The sequence below is a fragment of the Streptomyces spororaveus genome (genome assembly GCF_016755875.1).
Classification (GTDB): Bacteria; Actinomycetota; Actinomycetes; order Streptomycetales; family Streptomycetaceae; genus Streptomyces; species Streptomyces spororaveus.
On the sequence record NZ_BNED01000005.1, the window covers coordinates 3,471,705 to 3,494,274 of the forward strand.

The window sequence follows — 22,570 nt, forward strand, 5'->3', positions numbered from 1 at the left end:
GGGGGAAAAGGCGGGATCAAGCGGACGGGGGTCCGCCTGATCCCGCCTTTTCACATGTCAGAGGCGCTTGGCGCTGCGCAGGGCGGCGGCGTAGTAGCCGTTGCCGTCGAGGCGGGAGGCGCCGCCCTTGTCGCCGATGGTGGGGCCGTTGGCCTCTTCACGGCTCGATATGAAGACCTTGTGTCCGTCGGTGTCGTTGCCGAGGTACATGCCGGTGTGGTCCAGGCGCTCGCCGGTGCGCGCGTCCAGCTTGAAGAACACCAGGTCGCCCGGCTGGAGGAGGTCGACGGAGGCCGGCCGGTCCTGCGGGCCGACGCCCTTGAGGGGCAGGATGTCCACGCCGGCCTTCGAACGGGCCATGCCGTTGGCGGTGCGCGGCAGTCCGTTGCCGCTGGTGTCGGAGGCCATCAGCGGGAAGCGGCCGCGGTAGCCGAAGACCGTGCGGATGAAGCCCGAGCAGTCCAGGGCCCGGTGCTTGGCCTTCTCCGGCGCTTCCGTGACGCCGTTGCGGAAGGTGTAGGGGATGCCGAGGTAGTCGTAGAAGTCCGACTGCTCCAGGCGCAGGTCGTTGCCCTCGGAACCCTTCGGGTTGAGCGGCCCGAAGGCCGCGTCGCCCGCGTACTGGACGCCGGCCGCGTCCTTCTTGACCGGTGCCTGGTCCCCGTACTGGAAGGCGATGGCGAAGAGGTCGTCCTCCTCGCTCCCGTAGTACTTCTTGAACCAGTCCTGGAACCACTGCTCGCGCTCCGCGCCGCTGCGCCAGCTCTCCGGCAGCAGGCGGACCCAGTTGTCGGTGACGACGCGGGTGCCGGTGGTCGCCGGTTCCGTGAAGGTGCGGCTCTTGCCGGTGAGCGACGCGGTGCGCGCGCCGTCCGTGAAGGTGGCGAGGACGGCGCCGTCCGCGCCCCGCAGGACCGAGCGCTCCGGGTTCTTCAGCCGCTCCCACTTCTGTGCGCCCTCCTGGCCGCCGCCCTGGTGCGCCTGGTCGGTGACCGTGAGCACCACGGGAGCCTTGGCCTGCTCCTCCTTGCGCAGCTCGTAGGTGAAGTACGCGCTGCCGGCCAGCAGGACCGCCACGACGGCGGCGTGCAGGACGGGGTGGGTGCGGCGGGCGGGCTTGGCGGTCATCGGTGTGCTCCGGGCGGTGCGGGTGGGTCGGGCCGGCGGCGGTCGGGCGTCGGTCAGGCGTGCGGCATGAAGCCGAGCAGGATGCCCGCGGTCAGGACGACGTACGTCATGAGGGTCGCGGAGCCGGTGGCGAGCAGCGTGGCGCCCTTGGGCTGGCGGACGAGCTGGTAGGCGATCAGTCCGGGGACGATGAAGCCGAGGGTCTGGTTCGCGTACAGCAGCGGGAACTTCATCTGGAGCACGATGACCACCGTGGCCTGGAGGAGCACTCCGATGAGGACGACGGCCGCGAACAGGCGTTTGCCGTAGAGGATGACGAACTTCTGGGTGACCAGGGTGAGCACGTACGTCAGGGCGGTGATGCCGACGACGAGCGCGGCGCGCTGGAGGTCCTCGATGAGGGTGAGCGCGAGCCAGCCGGGGGTGATCATGCCGCCGGGCGAGAGGTTCGTCGTCAGGTAGCAGAGCAGGGAGAACAGCAGGCCCAGCGCGATGCCGATCGCGGCGATCTCGGGGGTGAGGACTGCGGGGATCAACGGGGGTCTCCTGGGCTCTGCCACTGCGGGTTCGGGTGGGGCTCGTACGGGTGCGGCGGCCAGGGCTGCCCGTGCGGCGGGTGGACGTACTGCCGGGGCACGGGAGGCTGCGCGTACCGGGCCTCCTGGGCGGCGCTGAGGTCGGCGTACGGGTCGAGGTGCGGGACGTACAGCGGCGGCTGGGGGGCGGCCTGCCGGGGTACGGCGGGCTCGTGGTCCCAGGTCGCCCCGTGGGGTTCCTCCGGCTCGGGCTCGTCCTCGAAGCCGGGGAGTTCCGCCAGGTGTTCCAGGAGGACCTCGCCCTGGCCGTGGATGTTGCCGATGGCGACCAGCGAGGAGCTCTCGCCGAGGTGGCCGAGCAGGTCGTCCATGAACTCCCCGCCGTCGCGCTGGTCGCCGCCGAGGTCGACGGCGCGCCCGCGCCATGCGGCCGGGATCGCGTCGATGGCGCTCTTGGCCGGGTGCCCGATCACGAAGACCTTGTCGGGCATCAGGTCCGGGACGATCGCGCCCATCTGGCCGTTGCGCTCGACGCGGTCGGGGCGGCAGTTGATCACGACGTTGAGGGGGCGGTCGACGGCGCCGAGGTCGAGGAGCTGGTTGATGTTCATCAGCGTCGACTCGGGGTCGTTGGCGGCGAAGACGTTGGCGAAGCGCACCCGCTTGCCGCCGGGGGCCACGTAGCGCTCGACGGAGAGCACGCCGGGGTCCGGCGGGGCGTCGTACATCCCCTGGAGGGCGGTCTCGCGGTCGATGCCGAGGAGCTCGGCGACGGCGAGCGCGATGGCGACGTTCTCCTTGAAGGTGAACCAGCTGAATCCGCGCAGCTCGTCGTCGCTGACCGTGTCGGGGTCGGCGTAGAGGAGTGTGCAGTTCCGCGCGTCGGCCTCCTCCTGGAGGACGTGGAAGCGCTCCTTCTCGGCGGTGACGCAGATTCCGCCGTGCGGCATGGAGCGCGACAGGGAGCGGGCGATGTCGTCGAGGGTGGGTCCCATCTCGGCGACGTGGTCCTCGCGGACGTTGCACAGCACGCCGATGGTCGACTGGATCAGCTTCGACTGGTTGATCTCCTGGAGCGCGGGCATGACGGCCATGCACTCCATGACCAGCGCGTGCGGCCGGTAGGCGGCGGCCCGCCGGACGATGCCGATCTGTTCGACGACGTTGGCGATGCCGAACTTGCGGTAGACGGGCTCCTCGGTGGCGTCCGGGTGGATGAAGCGGGCCGCGGTGCCGGTGGTCTTGGCGACCGTCACGAGCCCGCCGCCGCGCAGGGCCCCCGCGCACAGCCGGGTGATGGAGCTCTTGCCGCGGATGCCGTTGACCAGCACCCGGTTCGGTATCTGCGCGAGGTTGGCCTCGTGCCGGCGCTGCTCGACGACACCCGCGACGAGCAGGACCAGGCAGCACAGGAGCAGCACGCAGTAGAGGAAGAGCACGGTGGTTCAGTTCCTTCCGGCCGGGGTGGCACGGCCGGGCGTCCGGCCGGTGGTGCCACCGGCGGCATCCCGCTTGCGCCGCTCCAGCAGCTGCAGGCGGATGACTTCGAGGCTGCGGGTGACGGCGCCGACCTCGTCGTGGTGGGTCGGGTAGACGACGGTGCGGCGGTCGCCGTCGGCGAGGGCCTCCGCACGCCGGGCGAGGTCGCGCAGCGGCCGCACCACGATGATGTGCATCCAGCCGAGGCAGGCCACGGCGCCCGTGAGGCCGAGCAGTCCGGCCAGGACGGTGCGGTTCTGCGCGGTGTACGCGGGGAGCTCGAGGCCCTTGGCGGGCTGCCAGGTGACGACGGTCCAGTCCAGGGGCTGGGCCACGCCCCCGCCGGTCATCGGCGCCGCGGCGGCGATGGTGAGGCCGCCGTCGCGGAGCAGGGAGCTCCTGGCGCCCGGGGCCTTCGCCGTCTTCCCGTTCGCGGCGCCCTTCCCGTTCGCGTCGCCCTTCTCGTTCGCGGCCTTCACCAGGGCGTCGAGCCCGGTGTCCGACAGCGGTGCGAAGGCCAGGTAGCCGTTGTTGCCGCCGATCACCCGGTGCCCGGCGTCGACGACACGGACCTCGCCCAGGCCGGGCCGCTTGAGCAGGGCGTTGAGGAAGTCGATGCGCAGTTCGCCGACCACGGCGGCCCCGGCCAGGCCGGGTGCCTCGGCGTACTCGGTGATGACCGGCCGGTTGCCGCTCTCGACCAGGGTGACGGTCTGCTTCGGGGGGCCCTGGCCGGCGGGGTGGTGGGGCTTGCCGCCTGCGTAGGCCAGGACGGTGCCGTCGGCCTTCAGGACGTAGAGGGACGCGTAGCGTCCGTGCTGGTTGCGGGTGCGCTCCAGCAGCTCGGTCAGCTCGGCGGGGGTGCTCCTGTCACTGAGGACGGAGGCGACGGACGTGAGGTCGGCGTGTCCCTCGTTGAGGGCGCGGCGTACCCGGTCGGCCAGGGTGTCGGTGCGTTCGCGCTGGTCGTCGACGATCGTCCGCGGCACGGCGACGGAGGCCCCCGCGCGGTTGAGCGTCAGCAGGAGGGGCGCCGACCACACCAGGAGCAGGATCCCGCACACGCAGAGGAGGGCGCGGGTGCCGATCCGGGCGCGGCGGCCGCCGCGGGGGGCCGCGGTGTCCGCGCCGGGCTCGCCGAGGAGCTGGCGGCGCAGCCGGTCGAGGGCGGCGCCGATGCGGGCGGCCTCGCCGTACTTCGGCACGGTGACGGGCCGGTTCAGGTCGCCGCGGCCGATCCGGCGGCTCTCCAGGAACAGCCGGAGCAGCGGGCGCTGCACGGTGACCACGAGCAGGGTCACGGCCAGTGCTCCGAGCACCAGCAGGGCGGCGGACGCGGCGATCCAGAAGAAGGAGTCGACGGCGGCGGAGCGCTCCTCGGCGACGCCGACGAAGGAGACGACGGTGAGGCCGAGGGCGGAGGCGTCGGTGCCCACGCCGGGCTGCGAGCCGGTGAGCTTCGCGTAGCCGGCCACGGAGCGGTGGCCGTCCCGGGAGTCGCCGAGCAGGCTGCCGCTGACGCCGGCGAAGCCGCCGGAGCCGGGCTCCTTGGACTGGAGGGGGTGCCGCGCGGCCTTCTGGGCGACGGTCCTGGCGAACGCGCCGAGCTGCTTCTTCTCCTGGCCGGTGCCGGCGCCGTCGCTGCCGAGTACCTGGCCGGAGGAGTCGAGGACGGCGATGGCGCGGGATCTGCCCAGGCTGATGCCCGGGACCTTGAGGCTGCTGGAGGCGACCAGAAGCTGCTGGGGGCGGTCGGGCCAGGACAGCAGGGCGAGGGTGAGCAGGCGGGTCTCGCCGTTCTCCAGCCGGACCATGCGGGGGGCGAGGCCGGACTCGCCGCCCAGCGTGGTCAGGTCGAGGGCGGTCAGCGGGAGGTTCTCGCCGCGCTGCGCCTCCAGGCGGCCCGACTTGATCTCGATGACGGCCGTGCCGCGCCACTTCTGGTAGACGCTGCCGAGCTTGTCGAGCACCGAGTCGGGCGAGACCGGTTCGCCGGAGCTGAACAGGGAGGCGGTCCGGCCGATGTCGGTGATGCTCTCGTCCAGGGAGGCGCGCAGGGCGATGGCGCCGTCCTCCGCGAAGTGCTGCTGGGAGGTGAGGACGGCGGGGGGTACGGTCTCCCTGCCGACGTGGCCGAGCTGGAACGCCGTGAGGGCGGCGAGGGCCAGCAGCAGGGCGGACAGGGCCGCGATGGGCGGACGGATGCCGCCCAGCAGCGACATGTCGGCCCGGCGGCGGGTCCGGTGCCGCCGCTTCGATCGCGACGCGGCCAACGCGGGCTCCTCTTCGTTCTGTCCTGGAGCCGGTGGGGCCTAGGGAGTGTGATGAAACGGAATGCATCACTCCGTTATTTTCGTACGACTATGAACGCTCCACTGACCAGGCGGATAACGATTGCGGTTCTGTGCGGCGCTTTCATTGCCCTATGTGCCGTTTTGACGGTTCGGGCGGCAGGCTCGGGAAGCGCACCTCCGGCCCACCCCGCCGCCCCCGCCCCCCGGCCCTCCGCCGACACCGACCTGGAGCGGCGGATCGCCCGCTTCACCGCCGGCTTCAGCGAGCGCGGCGGCTACCGCGCCCCCACGGACCAGGAACGACTGGCGTTCACCCGGGCGTTCGCGCACCTGCTCGACGGTGACGCGGAAGCGGCGCGGACCGGCCTGTCCGAGATCGACTTCACCCTCCGCACCGTCACGGACGCCGCCACCGGACACCGGTACGCCGAGGTGGCCGACGGGGTGAGTGAATCGGGCCACACCAGCCGCGGCTGGGGCCGGGTGTACGTCGACCTGGACACGCCCGCGCGCTGGTCCGTCCAGGTCCCCCACCCCGTGGCGGACGCCCGCACCGAGCTCCTGGGCGCGCGGGTACTGCGCGGCGCACCCGGCGGGGTGCTCGTGCTCGCGGGGGCCCACCGCGATGCGGGCGAGGACGGAGCCGCGGACGTGGCGCACCGCGACGACTCGGTCTTCCACGGCGTGGTGGGGGAACTGGCACGGAGGAACCTGCCGGGGATCCAGCTGCACGGATTCGCCGACGAGTCCTTCCGCGGGCGCGACGCGGTGGTCTCCACCGGAGCCGGTGACAGCGCCGTGGCGGACGCGGAACAGCTGACCGCCGCGCTGCGGCGGGACGGCCTCCAGGTCTGCACGGCCTACTCCGCGCGCTGCAAGCTCGCCGGCCGGGAGAACGAGCAGGGCCGGACCGCCGCCGACCGGCAGTCCCGCTTCCTCCACGTCGAGCTGAACAAGACGCTCCGCGGCGACGACCGCGGCCTCGACCGGGCCGCGGCCGCGATCGCCACCCTGACGGACCGCTGGTCGCGCCGGTGAGGCCGCCGCGGGCGCGCCCGCGCGCCCGTTCCTCCCTCGGCGCTCTTCGCGCCGGCTACGCGGAGGCGGTCGCGCGGTGGCGGCCGGCCGCGGCCGCCGCGAGGCGGCCCAGGGCCTCGTCACCGGCGCAGGCGTGCGCGCCCAGGGCCACGTGACGGGCCACGATGCCGCGTTCGGCGCGCATCAGCCGCAGCCCCCTGCGCAGCAGGAACGGCACCGACTTGCGGCCTTCCCGCAGGTCACGTGCCAGGCGGCGGCGGAAGGTCGTCGAGGGGCGCCCCCGCAGGCAGATGGCGTCCGCGAGGAGGCCGAGCTCCTGGCAGCGGGCGGCCACGTCGGCGGCGAAGATGCCCTCCGCGATGAACAGCGGAGTGCGGGCGATGTCGAGGCTCTCGGTTCCCGTGCGGGAGCTCGTCGCGATGTCGTAGACGGGGACGTCGGTCCGCCCCGCCGCGCACAGTTCGGCGATCGCGGCGACCGCCGCGTCCGCGTCCCAGGACAGCGGGGAGTCCCAGTCGATGTCGGAGCTGCCGTCGACGAGCGGGAGGCTGGGGTCGTCGGCCTCCTTGTAGAAGTCGTCGAGGCGCAGCACGGGCAGCCCCGAGCGGGCGGCCAGCGAGGATTTTCCTGAGCCCGACGGACCGGTCAGCAGGACGACTCGGGTCGGCGAAGAAGAGGGGGAGCTCACGGGACACCAGTCTGAACCATTCCCCCGGGTAGGGGATCCTCCCGGTGACCGGTTGGTGTCCAGGAACACACCTCAACTACGCTGCGTGCGCACGCGACTACGACCTCAGGCGGGATCTCCATGGCACGTCACGCAGCCCCTTCCGTTCCGAACCGGCTCCGCAGCGCCGGACTGACCGTCTCGATGGCCGGAGCGGCCCTGGCGATGGCCGCGGGCGGCGCGCAGGCCGGTGAACTCGACATCCCGGCGGCCCTGTCCGGGGTCGCGGACCCGATCGCGAACCTCAAGGTGAACCCGCTCGCCCACACTGGCGTGGACCCGCTGGACAACGGCGTCGCCACGAAGGTCGCCGACTTCCCGTCCGTCGGCACCGGCATGGTCACCGGCATCCTGACCCAGGGCCCCTCGGTCGGCGAACTGCCGACCGCCGCCGCCTCCTCACTGCTCGGGCCGGTACTCCCGAAGAAGTAGCCGCCGGGCACACGAAGGCCCCGGCAGCGCGGGGGACGCTGCCGGGGCCGGTCTCGTACGGGGCCTGCTAGTAGGACGAGCCGCCCGCGCCCAGCGACCCGGTGGGGTGCCAGACGGTCTTGGTCTCCAGGAACGCCGTCATGCGCGACGTGCCCGGGTCGGCGCTCCAGTCGTCCACAGGCTGTGGACGCAGGACGCGCTTGAGGTTGTCGGCCGCCGCGACCTCCAGCTCCTTGGCCAGCGCGGCGTCGGCGCCCGCCAGGTCGATCGCGTTGACGTCCTGGTGGGACGCCAGGTGCGGGCCCATCTCGCCGGCCTTGCCGGACAGGATGTTGACCACGCCGCCGGGCAGGTCGGAGGTGGCGAGCACCTCGCCCAGGGAGAGGGCCGGCAGCGGGGACTTCTCACTGGCGATGACGACGGCGGTGTTGCCCGTCGCGATCACCGGGGCGATCACCGAGACCAGGCCCAGGAAGGACGAGTCCTGCGGGGCCACGACCGTGACGACACCGGTCGGCTCCGGGGTGGACAGGTTGAAGAACGGGCCCGCGACCGGGTTGGCCCCGCCCACGATCTGGCCGATCTTGTCGGTCCAGCCCGCGTACCAGACCCAGCGGTCGATGGCCGCGTCGACGACCGCGCCGGCCTTCGACTTGGACAGGCCCTCGGCCTCGCCGACCTCGCGGACGAACTGCTCGCGGCGGCCCTCCAGCATCTCGGCGATGCGGTAGAGGATCTGCCCGCGGTTGTAGGCGGTCGCGCCGGACCAGCCGCCGAAGGCCTTGCGGGCCGCGACGACCGCGTCACGGGCGTCCTTGCGGGAGGACAGCGGAGCGTTGGCCAGCCACTTGCCCTTGGAGTCGGACACCTCGTACACCCGGCCGCTCTCGGAGCGGGGGAACTTGCCCCCGACGTACAGCTTGTAGGTCTTGAAGACGTTCAGACGGGTCGCAGACGACTCAGACATCGAGGTAGCCCTCCAGGCCGTGGCGGCCGCCCTCGCGGCCGAAGCCCGACTCCTTGTAGCCGCCGAAGGGCGAGGTCGGGTCGAACTTGTTGAACGTGTTGGCCCAGACGACTCCGGCGCGGAGCTGGTTCGCGACCGCGAGGATGCGCGAGCCCTTCTCCGTCCAGATGCCCGCCGACAGGCCGTACTGGCTGTTGTTGGCCTTGGCGACGGCCTCGTCGGGCGTACGGAAGGTCAGCACGGACAGCACCGGGCCGAAGATCTCGTCGCGGGCGACGGTGTGCGCCTGGGTGACGTTCGTGAAGAGTGTCGGGGCGAACCAGTAGCCGGAGGACGGCAGCTCGCACGCCGGGGACCAGCGCTCGGCGCCCTCGGCCTCGCCGGTCTCCGCGAGCGCGGTGATCCGGGCGAGCTGCTCGGCGGAGTTGATCGCGCCGATGTCGGTGTTCTTGTCGAGCGGGTCGCCCAGGCGCAGCGTGGACAGGCGGCGCTTGAGGGAGTCCAGCAGCTCGTCGTGGATCGACTCCTGGACCAGCAGGCGGGAGCCCGCGCAGCAGACCTGGCCCTGGTTGAAGAAGATGCCGTTGACGATGCCCTCGACGGCCTGGTCGATCGGGGCGTCGTCGAAGACGATGTTGGCGCCCTTGCCGCCCAGCTCCAGGGTGACCTTCTTGTCGGTACCGGCGACGTGGCGGGCGATCTTCTTGCCCACGGCGGTCGAGCCGGTGAAGGCCACCTTGTTGACGTCCGGGTGCTCGACGAGGGCCGCGCCCGCGTCGCCGTAGCCGGTGAGGATGTTGACGACGCCCTTGGGCAGGCCCGCCTGGCGGCAGATGTCCGCGAAGAACAGCGCCGAGAGGGGGGTCGTCTCCGCGGGCTTCAGCACGACCGTGTTGCCGGTGGCGAGCGCCGGAGCGATCTTCCACGCGAGCATCAGGAGCGGGAAGTTCCACGGGATGACCTGGCCGGCCACGCCGAGCGGGCGCGGGTTCGGGCCGTAGCCCGCGTGGTCGAGCTTGTCGGCCCAGCCCGCGTAGTAGAAGAAGTGCGCGGCGACCAGCGGGAGGTCCGCGTCGCGGGTCTCCTTGATCGGCTTGCCGTTGTCCAGGGTCTCCAGGACGGCGAGCTCGCGGCTGCGCTCCTGGATGATCCGGGCGATGCGGAAGAGGTACTTGGCGCGCTCCGAGCCCGGCAGCGCGGACCAGGAGGCGAAGGCCTTGCGGGCGGCCCTGACGGCGCGGTCCACGTCGGCGGCGCCGGCCTGGGCGACCTCGGCCAGCACCTCCTCGCTGCTCGGCGAGACGGTCTTGAAGACCTTGCCGTCGGCGGCGTCGGTGAACTCACCGTCGATGAAGAGCCCGTAGGAGGGGGCGATGTCGACGACCGAGCGGGACTCGGGAGCCGGTGCGTACTCGAATACAGATGCCATGGTGATCAGTCCACCGTCACGTAGTCGGGACCGGAGTAACGGCCGGTGCTCAGCTTCTGCCGCTGCATCAACAGGTCGTTGAGCAGGCTGGAGGCACCGAAGCGGAACCAGTGGTTGCTCAGCCAGTCCTCGCCCGCGGTCTCGTTGACCAGGACCAGGAACTTGATCGCGTCCTTGGTGGTGCGGATGCCGCCGGCCGGCTTCACGCCGATCTGGATTCCAGTCTGCGCGCGGAAGTCGCGAACGGCTTCGAGCATGAGCAGGGTGTTCGCCGGAGTGGCGTTGACCCCGACCTTGCCGGTCGACGTCTTGATGAAGTCGGCGCCCGCGAGCATGCCGATCCAGGAGGCGCGGCGGATGTTGTCGTAGGTCGACAGCTCGCCGGTCTCGAAGATGACCTTCAGGCGCGCGACGCTGCCGTCCTCGCGGACGCAGGCCTCCTTGACGGCCTTGATCAGCTCGTACGTCTCCAGGTAGCGGCCCGCGAGGAAGGCGCCACGGTCGATGACCATGTCGATCTCGTCGGCGCCCGCGGCCACGGCGTCACGGGTGTCCGCGAGCTTGACGGGCAGGGCGGCGCGGCCGGCCGGGAAGGCGGTCGCGACGGAGGCGATCTTGACGTCGGCGCCGTTCAGCGCGGCCTTCGCCGTGGCCACCATGTCGGGATAGACACAGACGGCGGCCGTCATCGGGGTCGTACGGTCGGTCGGATCGGGATTGACGGCCTTGGCGGAGAGCGCCCGGACCTTGCCCGGGGTGTCCGCGCCTTCCAGCGTCGTCAGGTCGATCATCGAGATGGCCAGGTCGATGGCGTACGCCTTGGCCGTCGTCTTGATCGAACGGGTGCCGAGGGAGGCCGCACGGGCCTCCAGTCCGACAGCGTCGACGCCGGGCAGCCCGTGCAGGAAGCGGCGCAGCGCACTGTCGGACGTCGTCACGTCAGCGAATGCGGTGAGGGTGGTGGGCATGGTCACCAGATGAGCATATCTACGCGCGTAGCGACCTGTCACCCCCGCCCCGGGATCCGCTACGGAATCGACACCTCCGCGCCCGGCGGGGGTATCTCGCACACCGATCTCGTGGGCTGGGACGCCTTGGGGCAGAATCGACCCCATGAGCAGCCAGCAGCCGACCGACGAGCCGGTGTACGCAGAGCGGGTCTACCGATCACCCATGGGCGTGGTCTCGGGGGTACTGCTGCTCGCGCTGACCGCCTGGCTCTGCGGCGACGCCGTGCTGCGGGGCTCCGGCAACACCCCGTGGATCGGGCTGGCGGTGGCGCTGTGCGCCGTACCCCTGATCGTCGCGTTCACGATCCGCCCGGCCGTCTTCGCCAACGAGGACCGGATGCGCGTGCGGAACCCCTTCCGGATCATCGAACTGCCCTGGGCGGCCGTGGACGCGGTGCGCGCCGGGTACTCGGCCGAGGTGCTGGCCGAGGGATCGAAGTACCAGCTCTGGTCCGTGCCGGTCTCGCTGCGGGAGCGGAAGAAGGCCAGCCGGCAGCAGCTGCGCCGCAGCGCGGCCGACCGCCGGGACCCGGGCAGCACGGCCGACCCCGGCGCGCGGTCCCGTACCTCCTCCTCCGAACCGATGCGGGCCAATGCCGACCGGATCGCCGAAGAGCTGCAGGAACTGGCCGAGGTGAACGCTTCGCGGCCGGGCGCGCAGGGCAGTGTGCGCGTGCGCTGGTCGTACGAGATCATCGCGCCCGCCCTGGCCGGGGCGCTGATCCTGATCGTCCTGGTCGCCACGCGCTGACCGGCCCGAACGCCGGGTCCGAGCCCGGCCGGGTGCTCCCCGCCACACCACCCTCCGGTCCGGAACCGGGGCTACCGGGTGATGCGTCCTCGCAGGTGTGCAGCGTCATGAGGGCGGCGACACCGCCGCCACCGCGATCCACCTCCGTCTCCGCCTCCTGGCCGGGGTCCTGCTCGCCGCCCATCTCGTGGTCGTCGGCTGGCTGACTCTGCGGCCGCTGGACGTGCCCTGGGCCGCGGCGGCCAATCTGAGCCCGCTGGAGGGGATCGCGGCGGACCTGGCCCTCGGGCCGCTGGAGGCCGCCCGGCAGATCGGCGAGGGACTCGCGCTGCTGGCCCCGCTCGGGGTGCTGGTGCCGTTGATCAGCGGGCGGCTCGCGCCGTCCGCCCTGTCCGCGTGGTCGTCGCTGGCCCGGACGGCCGCCGCGGGCGCACTGGTCTCGGTGTGCATCGAGATGCTGCAGACCGCGGTCCCGGGGCAGGTCGTGGACGTGGACTCGGTGCTGCTGAACACCGTCGGCGTGGTGCTCGCGCACGTGGCGGTCGTACCGGCGCTGCGGGCCCGGCTGAGGCGCTCACACACCGTTTATCAGGGGGACACCCCGAAGATTTCCAGGGTCGGGCTCGGCCCCTGGACCGACGTTCTGTCGGCGGTCCAGCGGGAGCATTGAGTCATCGCAAGAAAGCGATCCCGACGAAGGAGAACCCCATGAGCGCCCTGGTCCGCCCCCGTGACGGCCGCTGGATCGGCGGAGTCTGCGCCGGACTGGCGCGGCGTTTCGGAATTTCCGCGAACGCGATGCGCGCCATTTTCGCCGTCTCGTGCCTGCTGCCCGGCCCGCAGTTCCTCATCTACATAGCGCTGTGGGTGCTGCTGCCGAACGAGAAGTCCGCTTCGGCCGCCTGGTAGTCCGGCGGCCCGGGGGCCGTCCGGCCGGGGGGGGCGTCCGGCCGGGTGCCCGGCCGCTCAGCCGGACTGCCGGGCCTGCTGGATCTTCGCCAGCTGCTTGTCGGCCACTTCCTTCGGCACCTGCGCCTTCTGCCGGGCCCCCGCCACGTCGAGGGCCATCAGCCGCACGACGGTGTCGCCCTCACGTACGACGACCAGGTGGACCTGCGCCGAGACGCCCTCGGCGGCCGCGGTCATGGTCCAGCTGACGCTCTCGTCGCCGCCCGTGCGGTAGTCGGCCGCGCGCACCTCGCGGTAGGCGCCGGTCTGCTTCTCGACCTTCGCGGAGAAGCCCGTACCGCAGGCGGCGACGGCGGCCTTGAGCCGGGCGATCAGCGCCTTGGCGTCGCTCTCGGAGTAGGAGCTGACCGAGGCGGAGACGGCCAGCCCCATCTGCTTCTGGGAGCCGATGCCGCGGCTGAGGGTCTCGCGCGCGGACGGGTCCGGCTTGTCGCCCATGATGTCGGCCAGCGGCTGGCAGGCCTTCTTGTCGGCCTGTGGCTGGCCGTCCGGGGCGTTGGGATTCTTGCCCTGGGCGGAGATCTGGTAGCCGGGGAGGTCGCCCTGTGCCAGCGCGGACCGCTCAAGCCTGCTGCCACCGGTCTTCGGCGCGGCCGCTCCGGTGGCCGGGGCGGAGGGCGCCGGGGCTCCGGGCGCGGCGGAGGCGCTGCCCGCGGAGCCCTTGGGATCGGGGGCCTTGCCCGTCGCGGGGGTGTTCGTACTGCTGCACCCCACTGACGCGAGGAGCAGGGCGGGGACCAGCGCGACCATCGTCGCTCGTGCCTTCATGCGCATGACCGAGAACCTCATACCCAAGACGTCGGCGGGCAGTTGGTGGCGATCGTGGCACACGGTGCGGTGGGACACATACCCGTTCGAATGGGCATACACCCACCGCACACGCGTGCGCGTCGCGGCGGGGCAGGTCTCAGCCGCCGAGCCCGTTCAGGCCGTTGGTGAGCGGGGTCAGCACACCGGTGACCTGAGAGGTGGGGTCGCTCGACTGCTGGCCTTCCGGGCTCACGTGCTGCTGGCTGGTGACGCCCTGGAGCGCACCGGTGGCGGTGCCCAGCGCGTCGGTGAGGCCGACCGCGGGGACGGCGGCGGAGGCGGTACCGGCGGCGACGGCGGCGAAGGCGGCACCGAGAACGGCGGTACCGAGGGTCTTGGCAGCTGACTTCTTCATGAAGAGTTGTCCTTGCGACGGGGAATTGAGCAGCTCCGCAAACTAGTCACGTGAAACCCCCGCCCGCAAACATCCTTAAATACGAGAAAGCGCCCGGGGATTATGCCTCCCGGGCGCTTTCCGTACGTCATGCCGTGGCCTAGGCCGAGACAGAACCGCTGGTGGAAGCGGTCTGCTTGAACAGCCACTCCGACTTCAGCTCCGCATAACCGGGCTTGATCACTTCATTGATCATGGCCAGTCGTTCATCGAAAGGAATGAACGCGGACTTCATCGCATTGACGGTGAACCACTGCATGTCGTCGAGGGTGTAGCCGAAGGTGTCGACCAGGTGCTCGAACTCGCGGCTCATGCTGGTGCCGCTCATCAGGCGGTTGTCCGTGTTGACCGTGAGCCTGAAGTGCAGCTTGCGCAGCAGGCCGATCGGGTGCTCGGCGTACGAGGCGGCCGCGGCGGTCTGCAGGTTCGAGGTCGGGCACATCTCCAGGGGGATGCGCTTGTCCCGGACGTACGAGGCCAGGCGGCCCAGGGTCACGGAGCCGTCCTCGGCGACCTCGATGTCGTCGATGATCTTCACGCCGTGACCGAGGCGGTCGGCGCCGCACCACTGCAGGGCCTGCCAGATCGACGGCAGGCCGAAGGCCTCGCCCGCGTGGATGGTGAAGTGGTTGTTCTCGCGCTTGAGGTACTCGAAGGCGTCGAGGTGGCGGGTGGGAGGGAACCCGGCCTCGGCGCCGGCGATGTCGAAGCCGACCACGCCGTTGTCGCGGTACCGGTTCGCCAGCTCGGCGATCTCCAGCGCACGGGCGGCGTGGCGCATCGCGGTCAGCAGGGCACCGACGCGGATGCGGTGGCCGTTGGCCTTCGCGCGGCGCTCGCCCTCACGGAAGCCGTCGTTCACGGCCTCGACGACCTCTTCGAGGGTCAGGCCGGCTTCCAGGTGCTGCTCGGGCGCGTAGCGGATCTCGGCGTACACGACGCCGTCCTCGGCCAGGTCCTCGGCGCACTCGGCGGCGACCCGGAAGAGGGCGGCCTTCGTCTGCATGACCGCGCAGGTGTGCGCGAAGGTCTCCAGGTAGCGCGGCAGGGAGCCGGAGTCGGCGGCCTCGCGGAACCAGATGCCGAGCTTGTCGGCGTCGGTCTCGGGGAGGTTCTCGTAGCCGACCTCGCGGGCCAGCTCGATGATGGTCCCGGGGCGCAGTCCACCGTCGAGGTGATCGTGCAGCAGCACCTTCGGGGAACGGCGGATCTGATCCGGGGTCGGCAGGTTGGGGGTCTCGCTCGTCATCTGGGCACTCTAACTCCTACGCGCGTAGAGCAGGGTGTCGGCGACGGGCGTCGATATGTAACAGAGACCGCGCGGACGGATGGCGTACACCTCAAGGTCTGAGACTGTTCCGCCATGGCACAGCATGCGCCGCCGGCGCGCGGGGCCCGCCTGGGGCGGGCGGCCGGCGCGAGAACCGGCTCGGGTTCGACGGAAAGTACGGTCAACGGGGTGGTGCTCCTGCTCCCCGGGGCCTCCCGGTTCTCCCCCGGTCCCGTGCGTCCGCTCGCGCGGGCACTGGCCCGGGCCGGCGGGGCGGAGGGCCTCGTCACGCACATGGTCATCCACGGCGGGGACGCCGCCCGGGAGGAGCAGGCGGGATGGGCGGCGGACGAGGCGGTCCGGCGGTACGGGGACGTGCCGGTGTGCCTGGCCGGCTATGACGCGGGAGGCCTGGCCGCCCTGCGGGCGGCGGGGCACGGGGCCGTCAACTCGGTCGTGGTGATCGCCCCTTGCTTAGACGCGGCGGCTGCGGACGGCACCCCTGAACCGGTGAAACAGCTGTCGGGACGGCAGGTGTTGATCGTGCACGGCACCAACGACGCGCGCAGCGACCCGGAAGCCTCCTTCCGGCTGGCGGCGCGGGCCAAGAAGGCGAATCGTTCGACCTGCCGCTTCGAGGTGCATTCGGACGGGCACGGGCTGCGCGAGCACCAGCCCGAAGTGGTGGCGCTGGCCGTGGACTTCATCCTGGGCGCGGTCGCCTCGGGGCGGTACTCGCGGCCCGTGACCGATGCCCTGGCCGCGCCACCGCCGCTGGGTCTGCGGATGCCGCTCGCCTCGGGCTTCGGGAGGTCGCTGCGGAGGTGACGGCGGGGCCCGCGCGCCCGCCGCGGCGGAAGACGGCCGGTCCCGGACGGGCGCCCGCGCGTAGAGTGGGAACAAGGACTCGGGCTCTTCTCCGACGGAGGCGATGACCATGGCCGGCCTGGTGTCCAGGAGTTTCGACGACGCGGACGAGACCCGGCCGTTCACCGACGGCAAGGGACGGCTGGACCTGCTGGAGACGGACGGCGCGGGTGTCGGGCGCTCCGTCTTCGAGCCCGGCTGGAAGTGGTCGGAGAACGTCAAGCCGCTGGCCGGGACGGACAGCTGCCGGGCCGATCACACCGGGTACGTGGTGAGCGGCCGCATCAAGGTCGTCATGGACGACGGGGAGAGCACCGAGTTCGGCCCCGGGGACTACATGCGGGTGCCGCCCGGGCACGACGCATGGGTCCTGGGCGACGAAGCCTGCGTGACGCTGGACTGGACCGGCTTCGCCGACTACGCGAAGCCTTCCGGCTGACGGATCCGCCGGTCCGCGCCGCGGAGCGGTCCGGCGGCCCGTTCGGGTCGGCGCGGTGCGTTGCGGTGCGGTGCGGTGCGGGACCTGTCGGTGGTGGCCGTGGGCGGTACCGGTGGTCGCGCCGATCCGTCCGTACCCGCCGCTCCGTCCCCTCGCGGTCGGATGGCACCGACGGATCCCGGCACGACCACCACACGGCGCGCCGCGGGCTCAGCAGGACACGGGCCCCCGTCCTCGCCTGGGTGTCCGCTGCAGCGACCGCGCTTCCCCCTCGCGCCGTGCTGCCACTGTGCCGGTTCGGCATATGCCGATGGCGGCCTTCCAGGCGTCGTCTTGCCGCCTTGCGGGAACACGAGGGGTTTACAAAAGGGCATAACTCGGGACGCATACGCATATGCCTGCCTTGGAACCCGGGCCGGCCGGAGCCTCCGGGGAGCTGAGTCCCGCCGCCCGGCGCCTGTACGCGTACGCCGTCGAGCGGCACGCCTTCGACGCGTGCGAGGCCACCGGGGCCCTGGGCGTGCGCGCGGCCGCCGCGATCACCGAGCTGGCCGCCGCGCACCTGCTGCAGCGGGCCCCGGGCGGCGACCCGGACCGCTGGAGCGCGGTGGCGCCCCGGGCCGCGGCGGCCCGCGCCCTGGCCCCGCTGACCCTGCTCGTACGGGAGACCCACGACGAGATGGACCGGCTGCGCGGGCGGCTGGAGGCGCTGGTGCCCGCGTACGAGGCGGGCACCGCGCACCGGGACCTCAGCGGCTCGGGCCGGCTGGAGCTGGTGACCGACCTCGGGGCGGTACGCGGGCTGATCGCGGAGCTGGTCTCGACGTGCGAGCGGGAGCTGCTGACCTCGCAGCCGGGCGGGGGCCGCCCGCAGGAGACCCTGGAGGAGTCCATCGGGCGGGACGAGTCGCTGCTGGCCCGCGGGGTCCGGATGCGCACGATCTACCAGCACACGGCACGCTACTCACGGCCGACGGCGGCGTACGTCGAGCGGGTGACGGCGCTGGGCGCCCAGGTGCGGACCCTGGGCGACGGGCTGATGCGGATGCTGATCTTCGACGAGCACACGGGCCTGATGGCGGTGCCGGACCGCAGCGGTGCGGCACTGGTGGTGCGGGAGCCGGGCGTCGTGCACTTCATGACGGCGGCCTTCGAGCGCTCCTGGGTGGGCGCGGAGCCCTTCCCCACGTCGGTCGGCCCGGAAGCGGCCCGGTCGATCTCGGACGAGCTGCGGCAGACGATGGTCCGGATGCTGTCGGAGGGGCTGGAGGACAAGGTGATCGCACGCCGCCTGGGCATGTCGGAGCGCACCTGCCAGCGCCACATCGCCGAGATCATGCGCGCGGTGGGCGCCAAGTCCCGCTTCCAGGCGGGCTACTTGCTCGCGGCGGCCGCGGCCCCCACCACGCCTGACCGGCGGGACACCCCGGCCTAGGCCGGGGCCGATCACCCGACGGGCGGGTCCAGTTCGGGGATCAGGCGGCCGCGGCGGGAGAGGAGGAAGCGCTTGAACTCCGCCACCGGTGGGGTGTCGGGATGGCCGTCGAGCCAGGCGAGGCCGATCTCGCGGACGGCGCGCGGGGCGGTGACGGTCAGCTCGACCACTCCGGGGCGGGGCACGGCCGGGGGCGGCAGGAGGGCCACGCCGAGGCCGGCGGCGACCAGGCCGCGCAGGGTCTCGGCCTCCTCGCCCTCGAAGGCGATCTTCGGGGTGAACCCGGCCTCCGCGCACAGGTCGTCGGTGATGCGGCGCATGCCGTAGCCGGGTTCCAGGGTGACGAAGGTTTCCTCGGCGGCCTCGGCGAGGCGGATGCGCTTGCGGGTCGCGAGCCGGTGGTCGTCCGGCACCACCAGCCGCAGCCGCTGTTCGTCGAGGCGGCGTGCGACCAGGTCGGGGGCGTCCGGCAGCGGGGAGGTCAGGCACAGGTCGAGTTCGCCGGCCCGGAGCTTCTCCAGCATGGCCTCGCCGTAGTTCTGGACGAGGGAGAAGCGGATGCGCGGGTGGTCGGCGCGGAAGGCGCGGATGAGGCCGGGTACGGTCTCGGACCCCAGGGTGTGCAGGAAGCCGAAGGCCACCTTGCCGGCCGCCGGATCGGCGTCCTGCTGGACGGATTCGGCGGCGCGGTCGATCTCGGTGAGGGCCTGCTCCGCCGAGGCCAGGAAGGTGCGGCCAGCCGTGGTGAGGGCGACCGTACGGCCCTTGCGGGCGAACAGCGTGACGCCGAGGTCCTGTTCGAGCCGGACCATGGCGCGGGACAGGGTGGACTGCGGGACGCCCAGCTCGTGGGCGGCGCGGGTGACGTGCTCGTGGCGGGCGACGGCGACGAAATACGCCAGCCGCGGCGCCAGCAGAGTTGTCACTGCCATGTCTTCTACGTAACGGTTCATCGACATCCACGCCTCTGAGCTGGGTTGATGCATCAGTGGATTGATTATCGCGATTCTGTGCATTGGACGCATGAAAATGACAGGCCTACCGTCGAAGCATGCCTCCCGTTCATACCGGGGCACCCGTCATCCCGGGTGCCTCCACCCCGTCGTCCCCCGCACCGCAGCCCCTCTCCCCCGGCCGCCCCGGCTACCGCCGGATGAGCCTCGCGCTCTTCGCCGCCGGACTCGCGACGTTCGCCCTCCTCTACTCCACCCAGGCGCTGTTGCCCGCGATCTCCGCCGGCTTCGGGGTGACGGCGGGCCAGGCCAGCTGGACGGTGTCGGCGGCCACCGGCGCCCTCGCACTGTTCGTCCTCCCGCTGAGCGCGCTGTCGGAGCGGTTCGGCCGCACGCGGATGATGACGTACTCGATGGTCGTCGCCGTCGGCGTCGGCCTGCTGGTGCCGTTCGCGCCGAACGTGGAGTGGCTGGTGGCGCTGCGCGCCGTCCAGGGCGCGGCGATCGCCGGGATCCCGGCCTCCGCGATGGCGTACCTGGCGGAGGAGGTCAGGCCGAAGGCCCTGGTGGCCGCGATCGGCCTGTTCGTGGCGGGGAACTCCATCGGCGGTATGAGCGGCCGCCTGGTCACCGGCTGGGCCGCGCAGCTGTGGGGCTGGCGGGCGGGCCTGCTGGCCGTCGCCCTGATGGCACTGGCGTGCGCCGTGGCCTTCCTGGTGCTGCTGCCCCGGGCGCGGTTCTTCCGCCCGGCGTCGCTGAACCCGCGCGCGGTGGGCCGTACCGTCGCCGGCCATCTGCGCGATCCGCTGCTGCTGCGCCTGTACGGGATCGGCGCGCTGTTCATGACGGTCTTCGGCGCGGTCTACACCGTGATCGGCTACCGGCTGGTGGACGAGCCCTTCTCGCTCGGGCAGGGCGTGGTCGGTTCGATCTTCCTCATCTACCTGGTCGGTACGGTCTCCTCGGCCGCCGCCGGCAAGCTGGTGGCCCGCACCGGGCGGCGCGGCGCGCTGTACCTGGCCGTGACGACCACGGCGCTCGGGCTGCTGCTGTCGCTGTCGGACTCGCTGGCGGCGATCGTGCCCGGGCTGGTGCTGATCACCGCGGGCTTCTTCGCGGGGCACGCGGTGGCCTCGGCCGCGGTGAGCCGGACGGCGAAGACGGGCCGCGCGCAGGCTTCGGCGCTCTACCAGTCGGCGTACTACCTCGGCTCCAGCGCGGGCGGCACCCTGGGCGCCCTCGCCTACCACTCGGCGGGCTGGGCGGCCACGGTCGGCATCGCGCTGCTGGCGGTGCTCGGCGTCGTGTCGATCACCCTGTACGGGTCGCACGCGGCGCGTGCGGAGCGGCGGATGCCGGCGTCGGCCATCGGCGCGCGCTGACGAAAACTACGCTCCCCGTATGAGCAACCCCTGCTTGTTTTCCGGGCATTCAACACGGAGGACGATGCGGTGCGAGCAGGGGAGGACCGGATGGGTACGAGGATCGGGACGCGGGCGGCGGTGCTGGGCGGGGCGGTCGCGCTGGCGCTGCCGGTGGTGGTGGCGGGAGGCGGGTCGGCGCAGGCCGCCGCTTCCTGCAACCTCACCACGGGGCCGTACCAGCGGCAGGTCGAGCAGTTCCTCGGGCGGCCGGCGGACGGGACGCAGTCGGCCGCGGACTGCGCGGCGATCCGCTCCTTCCAGGCGAGCCACGGGATCACCCCGACGCAGGGCTACGCGGGGCCGCTGACCTGGCAGGCGATGAGCACGATGCTGGCGCAGCGGGCGGCCGGCACCACCCCGAACAGGGCGGGCGACTGCCCGGTGAACCGGGGGCGGATCGCCTGCGTGGACCTGACGCGGCAGCTCAGCTGGATCCAGGACGGCGCCACCCTGAAGTACGGGCCCGTCCCGGTCCGCACCGGCAAGGACGGCACGGAGACCCGGACCGGCCTGAAGAAGATCTACTACCGCAGCATCGACCACTGGTCGACGCTGTACAACGTCTCGATGCCGTACGCGCAGTTCTTCGACGGCGGCATCGCCTTCCACTCGACCACCAAGAGCATGTGGAACCCGCCCGGTTCGGGCGGCTGCGTGAACATGCGCTCCGCCGACGCGAAGGCGTACTGGAACCTGCTGGGGCAGGGCGAGGACGTCTACGTGTACGGACGCAAGCCCGGTACCTAGGCGGCGGGTGCGGGTTCGGGTTCCGGAGCGGCGGCGCTCAGGCGGTCCAACCTCCGCAGTGCGGAGCGGCGTTGGACGAGGGACAGGCCCGCCACCCCGGCGCCGAGGGCCAGCCAGCCGACGGGGCCGGCCGCCATCACCGCACCGGTGAGCAGCAGCGGGCCCGCCGACTTCTGGACGGACTGGGCCATGCCCGCCACCCCGAGGTACGAGGCGCGCGCCTCCCGGGGCGCGAGGGAGACCGCCAGCTCCCAGGAGCTCACCGAGCGCATCAGCTCGGCCGCGGTGACGAGCACGGCCGCGCCGAGCAGGGCCACCGCGGCGGCCCAGGCCCCGCCCGCGGGGGCGAGGGCCAGGAAGACGCAGGAGGCGAGGGTCGTGAGGCCGTACAGGGCGACCGCCCCCGCCGCCTGGCGGGCGTCCCGGACCCGCGCCGACACCCGTAGCTGCAGGGCCACGACGAGCACGGTGTTGATGACCAGGAAGGCCGGGATCAGGGCGTGCGGGGCCGTGGTGTGGCCGACGAGCCACAGCGGCAGGCCGACGCCGAGGATCGAGTCGTCCAGGTTCATCGGGATGTCCAGCAGGACGAAGCGCAGGTAGCCGCGGTCGCGCCAGGGGCCGGTCCCGGCCGCCCGAGAGCCCTCCGCCGCTCCGGGCCGGGCGACCACGAGCCCGGCGCCGCGCGGCTCCCGGGTGCGCCACACCAGGGCCGCGGCGACGAGGAACGACAGCGCGTTCGCCAGGATCAGCACCTGGTAGGCGCCCTGGGTGCCGACGGCGAGGCCGATGGCGGCGAGGCCCGCGCCGAGGGCGTAGCCGGCGTTCGCCGAACTGCGCGACAGCGCCTGGTAGGTGGAGCGCCGCTCGCCCGCGACCCGGGTGGCGAAGAGCATCTCCAGCGTCTTGGCCGCCCGGTCTCCCAGGTGGGTGACGGCGAACAGGAGCAGCAGCAGGCCGAAGTCGGTGACCACCAGCAGCACGCAGAGCGCCACGAGGCGGACGAGATGGCAGCCGATCAGCAGGGTGCGCACCGGGAAGCGGTCGGCGAGGTGGCCCGCCAGCGGCGATCCGGCGATGCCCGCCACCCCGGCCGCGCCCAGCAGCAGGCCCAGCCGTCCGGCGTCGAGGCCGACGACGAAGGTGAAGTAGAGGACGGAGGACGCGGCCCACACGCCGGTACCGGCTCGGTCCAGCGCCTGGGTGAGCAGCATGATCCGCGCGTCACGGCCGCCGGGCGGCCGGCGCAGTTGCGCCAGCAGGCCGTCGTCCCCCCGCCGTGCCTTCCGGATGTCCTTGCCGCGCCGCATCCCAGCCCCCGTATCGACCGCGTCCACCGCCATGTATCTCGATGTCGAGATACATGCGGAAGCCTGCCGGAAATAAATCTTGACGTCAAGAAACTTGATGACGACATATGTGTGCTCCCGTGGGCGCGTCTCCGGCTTCCGGCTGCCGTTGTCAGACCCCT

The 22,570-nt window shown here is 72.2% G+C and carries 23 protein-coding genes; 10 read left to right on the forward strand and 13 right to left on the reverse strand.

Annotation, left to right across the window (positions count from 1 at the left end; all coding sequences use genetic code 11):
* Nucleotides 1-57: 57 nt before the first annotated feature.
* Genes Sspor_RS17755 through Sspor_RS17770 form a run of 4 tightly spaced genes read right to left on the reverse strand, consistent with a single transcriptional unit; the run spans nt 58 to nt 5,365 of the window.
* The gene (locus tag Sspor_RS17755; protein ID WP_202200029.1) at nt 58-1,128 is read right to left on the reverse strand and encodes a C40 family peptidase; all 1,071 of its coding nucleotides are present in this window, start codon (nt 1,126-1,128) and stop codon (nt 58-60) included.
* A 53-nt stretch (nt 1,129-1,181) separates the two neighbouring features.
* Nucleotides 1,182-1,664, reverse strand: a complete 483-nt coding sequence (locus tag Sspor_RS17760; RefSeq protein ID WP_202200030.1) for a poly-gamma-glutamate biosynthesis protein PgsC/CapC — start codon at nt 1,662-1,664, stop codon at nt 1,182-1,184.
* Nucleotides 1,661-3,103, reverse strand: coding sequence for a poly-gamma-glutamate synthase PgsB (gene pgsB / locus Sspor_RS17765; protein ID WP_237403912.1), 1,443 nt, complete (start codon nt 3,101-3,103; stop codon nt 1,661-1,663). Before pgsB ends, Sspor_RS17760 begins: the two co-directional genes overlap by 4 nt.
* Nucleotides 3,104-3,109: 6 nt before the next feature.
* Nucleotides 3,110-5,365: a HAMP domain-containing protein gene (locus Sspor_RS17770; RefSeq protein ID WP_202203711.1), complete on the reverse strand. Its 2,256-nt coding sequence runs from the start codon at nt 5,363-5,365 to the stop codon at nt 3,110-3,112.
* Nucleotides 5,366-5,578: 213 nt separating this feature from the next.
* Between Sspor_RS17770 and Sspor_RS17775 the strand changes: the two genes are divergently transcribed.
* Nucleotides 5,579-6,475 carry a hypothetical protein gene (locus Sspor_RS17775; protein ID WP_237403913.1) on the forward strand — a complete coding sequence of 299 codons (897 nt, stop codon included), beginning with the start codon at nt 5,579-5,581 and terminating at the stop codon, nt 6,473-6,475.
* 55 nt (nt 6,476-6,530) lie between these two features.
* Here Sspor_RS17775 and Sspor_RS17780 read toward each other — a convergent pair whose 3' ends face one another.
* Complete coding sequence (locus tag Sspor_RS17780) at nt 6,531-7,232, reverse strand: uridine kinase family protein (RefSeq protein WP_202200031.1); 702 nt, start codon at nt 7,230-7,232, stop codon at nt 6,531-6,533.
* Between the two features lie 51 nt (nt 7,233-7,283).
* On the opposite strand from Sspor_RS17780, the gene Sspor_RS17785 reads away from it, so the two are divergent.
* Complete coding sequence (locus tag Sspor_RS17785) at nt 7,284-7,634, forward strand: hypothetical protein (RefSeq protein ID WP_202200032.1); 351 nt, start codon at nt 7,284-7,286, stop codon at nt 7,632-7,634.
* A gap of 67 nt (nt 7,635-7,701) precedes the next feature.
* Here Sspor_RS17785 and Sspor_RS17790 read toward each other — a convergent pair whose 3' ends face one another.
* From Sspor_RS17790 to deoC, 3 genes are read right to left on the reverse strand one after another with little or no spacing between them, the layout of a single operon-like run.
* Entirely contained in the window at nt 7,702-8,601 is a 900-nt protein-coding gene (locus Sspor_RS17790) for an aldehyde dehydrogenase family protein (RefSeq protein ID WP_202200033.1), read from the reverse strand.
* Complete coding sequence (locus Sspor_RS17795) at nt 8,594-10,030, reverse strand: aldehyde dehydrogenase family protein (protein WP_202200034.1); 1,437 nt, start codon at nt 10,028-10,030, stop codon at nt 8,594-8,596. Before Sspor_RS17795 ends, Sspor_RS17790 begins: the two co-directional genes overlap by 8 nt.
* A 5-nt stretch (nt 10,031-10,035) precedes the next feature.
* On the reverse strand, nt 10,036-10,998 hold the full coding sequence (deoC, locus tag Sspor_RS17800) for a deoxyribose-phosphate aldolase (RefSeq protein ID WP_202203713.1): 963 nt from the start codon (nt 10,996-10,998) through the stop codon (nt 10,036-10,038).
* A 145-nt stretch (nt 10,999-11,143) separates the two neighbouring features.
* Between deoC and Sspor_RS17805 the strand changes: the two genes are divergently transcribed.
* The 3 genes from Sspor_RS17805 to Sspor_RS17815 all read left to right on the forward strand — a co-directional run bounded on the left by Sspor_RS17805 (nt 11,144) and on the right by Sspor_RS17815 (nt 12,700).
* Entirely contained in the window at nt 11,144-11,791 is a 648-nt protein-coding gene (locus Sspor_RS17805; protein ID WP_202200035.1) for a PH domain-containing protein, read from the forward strand.
* Nucleotides 11,792-11,888: 97 nt separating this feature from the next.
* A complete protein-coding gene (locus Sspor_RS17810; protein WP_202200036.1) occupies nt 11,889-12,461 on the forward strand; it encodes a VanZ family protein in 573 nt (190 codons plus the stop codon).
* A 38-nt stretch (nt 12,462-12,499) separates the two neighbouring features.
* Nucleotides 12,500-12,700 (forward strand): PspC domain-containing protein, encoded by a 201-nt coding sequence (locus tag Sspor_RS17815; RefSeq protein WP_202200037.1) that lies wholly within the window; start codon nt 12,500-12,502, stop codon nt 12,698-12,700.
* Between the two features lie 57 nt (nt 12,701-12,757).
* On the opposite strand, the gene Sspor_RS17820 is transcribed toward Sspor_RS17815, so the two are convergent.
* From Sspor_RS17820 to Sspor_RS17830, 3 genes are all read right to left on the reverse strand, one after another.
* Nucleotides 12,758-13,534, reverse strand: coding sequence for a hypothetical protein (locus Sspor_RS17820; protein ID WP_237403914.1), 777 nt, complete (start codon nt 13,532-13,534; stop codon nt 12,758-12,760).
* A 133-nt stretch (nt 13,535-13,667) separates the two neighbouring features.
* Nucleotides 13,668-13,925, reverse strand: coding sequence for a hypothetical protein (locus Sspor_RS17825; RefSeq protein ID WP_202200039.1), 258 nt, complete (start codon nt 13,923-13,925; stop codon nt 13,668-13,670).
* A 139-nt stretch (nt 13,926-14,064) separates the two neighbouring features.
* The gene (locus Sspor_RS17830) at nt 14,065-15,213 is read right to left on the reverse strand and encodes an adenosine deaminase (protein ID WP_202200040.1); all 1,149 of its coding nucleotides are present in this window, start codon (nt 15,211-15,213) and stop codon (nt 14,065-14,067) included.
* Between the two features lie 114 nt (nt 15,214-15,327).
* Here Sspor_RS17830 and Sspor_RS17835 point away from each other — a divergent pair, with 114 nt between their 5' ends.
* The 3 genes from Sspor_RS17835 (at nt 15,328) to Sspor_RS41125 (ending at nt 17,975) form a co-directional block, all read left to right on the forward strand.
* Nucleotides 15,328-16,062: an alpha/beta hydrolase gene (locus tag Sspor_RS17835; RefSeq protein ID WP_202200041.1), complete on the forward strand. Its 735-nt coding sequence runs from the start codon at nt 15,328-15,330 to the stop codon at nt 16,060-16,062.
* 109 nt (nt 16,063-16,171) lie between these two features.
* Complete coding sequence (locus tag Sspor_RS17840; protein ID WP_202203714.1) at nt 16,172-16,540, forward strand: cupin domain-containing protein; 369 nt, start codon at nt 16,172-16,174, stop codon at nt 16,538-16,540.
* A 394-nt stretch (nt 16,541-16,934) separates the two neighbouring features.
* Nucleotides 16,935-17,975, forward strand: coding sequence for a helix-turn-helix domain-containing protein (locus Sspor_RS41125; RefSeq protein WP_272934838.1), 1,041 nt, complete (start codon nt 16,935-16,937; stop codon nt 17,973-17,975).
* 11 nt (nt 17,976-17,986) lie between these two features.
* On the opposite strand, the gene Sspor_RS17850 is transcribed toward Sspor_RS41125, so the two are convergent.
* A complete protein-coding gene (locus Sspor_RS17850) occupies nt 17,987-18,964 on the reverse strand; it encodes a LysR family transcriptional regulator (protein ID WP_202203716.1) in 978 nt (325 codons plus the stop codon).
* Between the two features lie 62 nt (nt 18,965-19,026).
* On the opposite strand from Sspor_RS17850, the gene Sspor_RS17855 reads away from it, so the two are divergent.
* Nucleotides 19,027-20,310 (forward strand): MFS transporter, encoded by a 1,284-nt coding sequence (locus Sspor_RS17855; protein WP_202200042.1) that lies wholly within the window; start codon nt 19,027-19,029, stop codon nt 20,308-20,310.
* A 90-nt stretch (nt 20,311-20,400) separates the two neighbouring features.
* The gene (locus Sspor_RS17860; RefSeq protein WP_202200043.1) at nt 20,401-21,099 is read left to right on the forward strand and encodes a L,D-transpeptidase family protein; all 699 of its coding nucleotides are present in this window, start codon (nt 20,401-20,403) and stop codon (nt 21,097-21,099) included.
* Here Sspor_RS17860 and Sspor_RS17865 read toward each other — a convergent pair.
* Nucleotides 21,096-22,409, reverse strand: a complete 1,314-nt coding sequence (locus Sspor_RS17865; RefSeq protein ID WP_202200044.1) for an MFS transporter — start codon at nt 22,407-22,409, stop codon at nt 21,096-21,098. The two genes, Sspor_RS17860 and Sspor_RS17865, sit on opposite strands and share 4 nt — an antisense overlap.
* Between the last annotated feature and the right edge of the window lie 161 nt (nt 22,410-22,570).

Coding starts and splice junctions, on each gene's coding strand:
- Sspor_RS17755 (WP_202200029.1), bottom strand. CDS start 1,128: ATGACCGCCAAGCCCGCCCGCCGCACCCACCCCGTCCTGCACGCCGCC.
- Sspor_RS17770 (WP_202203711.1), bottom strand. CDS start 5,365: ATGTCGCTGCTGGGCGGCATCCGTCCGCCCATCGCGGCCCTGTCCGCC.
- Sspor_RS17785 (WP_202200032.1), top strand. CDS start 7,284: ATGGCACGTCACGCAGCCCCTTCCGTTCCGAACCGGCTCCGCAGCGCC.
- Sspor_RS17790 (WP_202200033.1), bottom strand. CDS start 8,601: ATGTCTGAGTCGTCTGCGACCCGTCTGAACGTCTTCAAGACCTACAAG.
- Sspor_RS17795 (WP_202200034.1), bottom strand. CDS start 10,030: ATGGCATCTGTATTCGAGTACGCACCGGCTCCCGAGTCCCGCTCGGTC.
- deoC (WP_202203713.1), bottom strand. CDS start 10,998: ATGCCCACCACCCTCACCGCATTCGCTGACGTGACGACGTCCGACAGT.
- Sspor_RS17805 (WP_202200035.1), top strand. CDS start 11,144: ATGAGCAGCCAGCAGCCGACCGACGAGCCGGTGTACGCAGAGCGGGTC.
- Sspor_RS17815 (WP_202200037.1), top strand. CDS start 12,500: ATGAGCGCCCTGGTCCGCCCCCGTGACGGCCGCTGGATCGGCGGAGTC.
- Sspor_RS17820 (WP_237403914.1), bottom strand. CDS start 13,534: ATGCGCATGAAGGCACGAGCGACGATGGTCGCGCTGGTCCCCGCCCTG.
- Sspor_RS17825 (WP_202200039.1), bottom strand. CDS start 13,925: ATGAAGAAGTCAGCTGCCAAGACCCTCGGTACCGCCGTTCTCGGTGCC.
- Sspor_RS17830 (WP_202200040.1), bottom strand. CDS start 15,213: ATGACGAGCGAGACCCCCAACCTGCCGACCCCGGATCAGATCCGCCGT.
- Sspor_RS17835 (WP_202200041.1), top strand. CDS start 15,328: ATGGCACAGCATGCGCCGCCGGCGCGCGGGGCCCGCCTGGGGCGGGCG.
- Sspor_RS17840 (WP_202203714.1), top strand. CDS start 16,172: ATGGCCGGCCTGGTGTCCAGGAGTTTCGACGACGCGGACGAGACCCGG.
- Sspor_RS41125 (WP_272934838.1), top strand. CDS start 16,935: ATGCCTGCCTTGGAACCCGGGCCGGCCGGAGCCTCCGGGGAGCTGAGT.
- Sspor_RS17855 (WP_202200042.1), top strand. CDS start 19,027: ATGCCTCCCGTTCATACCGGGGCACCCGTCATCCCGGGTGCCTCCACC.
- Sspor_RS17860 (WP_202200043.1), top strand. CDS start 20,401: ATGGGTACGAGGATCGGGACGCGGGCGGCGGTGCTGGGCGGGGCGGTC.
- Sspor_RS17865 (WP_202200044.1), bottom strand. CDS start 22,409: ATGCGGCGCGGCAAGGACATCCGGAAGGCACGGCGGGGGGACGACGGC.